The following is a 4,312-nucleotide window of genomic DNA, read 5'->3' as shown; positions in this document are numbered from 1 at the left end:
GTGCTCGGGCAGGCGCGTGCGGTGGTCTACGTGCTGCCGGAAGACCAGCCGGTGCGCGGCTACTTCGAGGCACAGTCGCTCTGACACGATCCCGGATTGACATCCGGGCTACCGACACTCGTGGCCCGGATGTCAATCCGGGACTCCTGTCGCGCGCTCCACAGCGCCGCGCCCATCAGCAGCATCCCGGCCGACTGCAGCGCGCTCAGGCTGCGCCCGTACACCAGCCAGTCCACGCCCACCGCGGCGAACGGGTAGACGAACTGCAGCAGCGCGATGCGGGCCGTCGGCAGGCGTGCCATGCCGGCATACAGCAGCACGTAGGCCAGGCCGGTGTGGATCACGCCGAGCCCGGCCAGCCAAGCCCAGGCGGCAGGCTGCGCGGGCCAGCCCTGCGTCAGCGGCCACCAGGCCGTCAGCACGACGCCGACCGCGCACTGCCACGCCGCGAGCGCMAGCGACGACGCGCCCTGCACCCGCTTCGCGATCAGCGTGACCGCCGCGTAGCTGAGCGAGCCGCCCAGGCACATCGCGAGACCGGCCAGGTAGCGCGTCGACCACGGTTCGCCCTGCGCGTGCTCCGCCAGCCCGGTGGCCAGCGCGAGCCCGAGCAGCGCGACGCCGGCCGCGAGCCACCGGCGCGCGCCGATGCGCTCGCGCAGCCACCAGGCGCCGAAACCCATCACCCACAGCGGCTGCACGTGGAACACCACGGTCGCGACGCCGATCGACGTGCGCTCGATCGCCGCGAAGAACAGCGCCCAGTTCGCCACCATCAGCACGCCGCAGGCGAGCGCAGCCGCCAGCGCTTTCGGCGACAGCCGCAGCTCGCGCAGGCGGCCGGTGGCGGCGGCCCACGCGAGCAGCGCGAGCCCGCCGAAGGCGCAACGGAAGCACACCGCCATCAGCGGATGCTGGCCGGCCTCTTCGACGAACACGCCGAGCGTGCCGAGCAGCAGGCCGCCGGCGGTCATCAGCAAGGCGCCCTGCCCCGCCGGTGACGCAGCWGGCAGCGCGAAGGTTGCGGTACGGGTGTGCAAAGGGCTGCTCATGACGCGATCGTCGGCGCCGGACTTCATCCCGTAAAGCGCATAGTTCAGCTTGCTACCATTCGATTTCCTGCTGCTTGCACGGACCCATGCCATGACCACCCCCGACCTCCAGCTCGACTGGCTGCGTGCCTTCGTCGCCGTCGTCGATGCCGGCTCGCTGACGGCCGCCGCGCCGCAGGTGCACCGCTCGCAGTCGGCACTGAGCATGCAGATCCGCAAGCTGGAAGACGCCGTCGGCCGCCCGGTGCTGACGCGCGGCCCGCGCCACCTGGCGCTGACACCGGCCGGCCACGAGCTGCTCGGCTACGCGCGCCGCCTGCTGGAGCTGCATGCCGAGGCGCTGGGCGCGCTCGGCGGCACGCGCGTCAGCGGCCATGTGCGGCTGGGCGTGCCTGACGACTACGCGGTGGCTTACCTGGCGCCGGTGCTGCGCACCTTCGCGAGCCGCCATGGTGGCGTCGAGATCACGCTGGCCTGCGCGCAATCCACCGCGCTGATCCCGCAGGTGCAGCGCGGYGAGATCGATGTCGCGATCGTCACGCGCGACCGGCCGCAGCGCGGCACGCTGCTGTTCCGCGAGCCGATGGTGTGGGTCGGTGCGGCGCAGCACGAGGCCTGGCGGCGCGAGCCGCTGCCGCTCGCGATGTACGAGGCCGGCAGCCTGGCGCGCAAGGCGGTGCTGGCGGCGCTGGCGGGGCAGCGGCGGCAGCACCGGATCGTGACCCACAGCGAGAGCCTGGTCGGGCAGCTGGCGGCCGTCGAGGGCGGGCTGGCGGTGGCGGCGCTGACGCGCTGCAGCGTGCCGGCCGGCTTGCAGATCCTGGACGCGCGCCACCAGCTGCCGCCGCTGGCCGACATGGAGGTCGCGGTGCTGCGCAGCCCGGCCAGCGCGGGCCATGCGGCGGTCGATGCGATGYAGGCGCAAATCGTGAATACCTTGCGCCGTCCACCCTCCTGAGGGATGGACGGCCGGCGCGGACGCAGCAGAATCCCACCCCACCCAAGAACAACAGGAGGGGTGAAACGTGAAGAGATCGACTCAGGGCGTGCTGGGTGCCGCCATCGCCATCTGCGCCACCATCGCAGCGCTGGCCGCGGCACCCACCGCCTCGGCGCAATCGCTGTACCGCTGCAAGTCGGGCAATTCGACCTACGTGTCCGACCGGCCGTGCACCACCGGTGCCGCCTCGTCGTTCGGCACCATCGGCCCGCAGAGCAACAACAACACGTACCAGCAGCCGTCCTCGACGTACGTGCAGCGGCCGCCGAAGACGGCCGAGCACGTCAGCTACCTGAGTTCGGCCTGCGCCGACATCGCCGAGGCGATCCGCACCGGCCCGGCGCGCGGCGTGCGCGGCGACGTGATCAGCGGCTTGCACGAGGAGTACCGCCAGAAATGCGCCGACGACGACGCGGCGGCGCGCCAGCGGCTGGCCGAGGACAGGCGCAACGAGCGCGATGCGAAGCGCTCGGTGCAGACGGCGGCCCAGCAACAGCAGCAGCAGACGCGCATCGCGAGCGAGCAGTGCAACGAGCTGCTGCGCATCCTCGCGGCCAGGCGCCGGCAGACGGCGACGATGAACGACGGCGAGCGTGCCGACCTGCAGCGCTCGGAGACGAACTACGCGGAGCGCTGCAAGCACTGATCCGGCTCACGCCGGACCGGCCCGGACCCTCAGGCCGCCAGCGGCTGCGCGCTCGGGTCGGCAGGCGCTGCGGGCTGTGCCGAGGGCCCGGCCGCCGCCGCGCCGGTGACGGCATCGCGCTGCAGCTCGCCGCCCAGCGCCTCGATCAGCGCGGGGATCAGCTGCTTCAGCTCGCCGGTGACCAGCGCGACATCGGCGTCGAAGTGGTCTTCGTCCTTGGTGGCGGTGGACGTGCCTTCGAGCACCACGTCGAGCAGCTTGAGCTTCTTGATCGTCATCGCATCGCTCAGCACGAAGGACACGCGCGACGACCAGGTCATCGCGAGCGACGTGGGCAGCTTGCCCTGCACGATGTGCTGGCCGACCTCGTCGATGTCGAGCGTGTGGCGTGCGTACTTGACGGTGGCCTTCTCGCTGTCGGGCTGCTTCAGCTCGCATTCGCGGTCGACCGTGAAGCCGGCCGGCGCTTCCTTGCTGGTCAGCCATTCGGCCATCGCGGTGGCGGGCGAGATCGCGCTTTGCGCGAGGCTCAGCCGGATGCCGCCGCCGAGCAGCTCGACCAGCATCGTGACGACGCGGTCGGCCTTGGCCGTGCTGGCCGCGTCGATCACGACGAAGCCGGCGCGAACGTCGATCCACACCAGCGTGGCGGAGCGCTTCGGGAAGGCGCGCGGCAGCAGGTCCTGCACGATCTCTTCCTTCAGCTCCTTGGCGATCTTGCCCTTCGGGCGGCGGCCGGTCTCGGCCTCGATCCGGTCGAGCCGGGCCTCGAGTTCGGCCTTGATCACCGACGAGGGCACCGCCTTGCGCTCGACGCCCAGGCGCAGCACCAGCTGGCCGCCGACGTTCTCGATCAGCGCGCCCTCCTTGTCACCGCGCGGCTGCAGCCAGCCGGCGGATTCGGGCTGCGTGGCGCCGCAGGCGGTGAAGCGGCTGCCGGCCAGGCGTTCTTCCACCTCTTCGAGGGGCGGCGGGTTCCATTGGTCGATGCGGTAGAGGAGCGCGTTCTTGAACATGGGCACAGCGGGAGTGGGGCCCGGATTGTAGAAGGCCGCGCGGTCAGGCCGGATTCTCGAGGTAAACGACGCGAACGTCTTCTTGCAGGTGTGCGGCGCCGTACGCCTGCAGGGCCGCCTCCACGCTTTTGTAGCGCTTGTCCAGGTAGGCCTTGTTCGTTCGCCCGCCACTCGGCCTGAATCGCCATGGCTTGGCTTCGGACCCCTCCAACTTCTCGAGCAGATCCAACGGACAGGACGACCGCATCGAGGGCCCCGCTACCACCACGCGGTGGATCGAGGGGCTTGCGAGGTCGCCCGTGACGCCCTCGTCGGGCACGATCAAGCGGGAGCGCAGCACGCTGTCTCCCGGGCGCCGCGAACGTTCGAAGGCCTGTTCGATCTCCAGCAACGTTCGGGCACCTCGGACATCCTCGATGAAACGCGTATCCGCACCGGCCGGATCCTTTCGGAGCAGCCAACGCACCGCCGCCGCCGGCGCATCGCTTTCGACCCGCACCGGCAGCGGCCGGTCCCAGTCACCCCGCGCGATCCACCTCGCCAACGCGCCGGCCCGGATGATCGCGACCCGCTGGCGGCCCAGATCGCAGTAGCAATC

At 71.2% G+C, this 4,312-nt stretch carries 5 protein-coding genes; 2 read left to right on the top strand and 3 right to left on the bottom strand.

Going from position 1 to position 4,312, the window contains the following annotated elements; genetic code table 11:
- Positions 1 to 59: 59 nt before the first annotated feature.
- Positions 60 to 1,052 carry a DMT family transporter gene (locus AC1D15_RS19810; RefSeq protein WP_477827323.1) on the bottom strand — a complete coding sequence of 331 codons (993 nt, stop codon included), beginning with the start codon at positions 1,050 to 1,052 and terminating at the stop codon, positions 60 to 62.
- 91 nt (positions 1,053 to 1,143) lie between these two features.
- Here AC1D15_RS19810 and AC1D15_RS19805 point away from each other — a divergent pair, with 91 nt between their 5' ends.
- Positions 1,144 to 2,010 carry a LysR family transcriptional regulator gene (locus AC1D15_RS19805; RefSeq protein ID WP_477827322.1) on the top strand — a complete coding sequence of 289 codons (867 nt, stop codon included), beginning with the start codon at positions 1,144 to 1,146 and terminating at the stop codon, positions 2,008 to 2,010.
- 67 nt (positions 2,011 to 2,077) lie between these two features.
- Positions 2,078 to 2,698: a hypothetical protein gene (locus tag AC1D15_RS19800; protein WP_156154715.1), complete on the top strand. Its 621-nt coding sequence runs from the start codon at positions 2,078 to 2,080 to the stop codon at positions 2,696 to 2,698.
- A gap of 29 nt (positions 2,699 to 2,727) precedes the next feature.
- Here the strand turns inward: AC1D15_RS19800 and AC1D15_RS19795 are convergent, their stop codons facing one another.
- Complete coding sequence (locus AC1D15_RS19795; protein WP_477827321.1) at positions 2,728 to 3,714, bottom strand: recombination-associated protein RdgC; 987 nt, start codon at positions 3,712 to 3,714, stop codon at positions 2,728 to 2,730.
- 43 nt (positions 3,715 to 3,757) lie between these two features.
- Positions 3,758 to 4,312 (bottom strand): hypothetical protein (locus tag AC1D15_RS19790; protein WP_477827320.1); only part of this gene is annotated, 555 nt, incomplete at its 5' end.

The organism is Rhizobacter sp. P2_H2 (genome assembly GCF_056403375.1).
The sequence above is the reverse complement of the archived record's forward strand: the minus strand, read 5'-3'. Positions and strand labels throughout refer to the sequence as shown.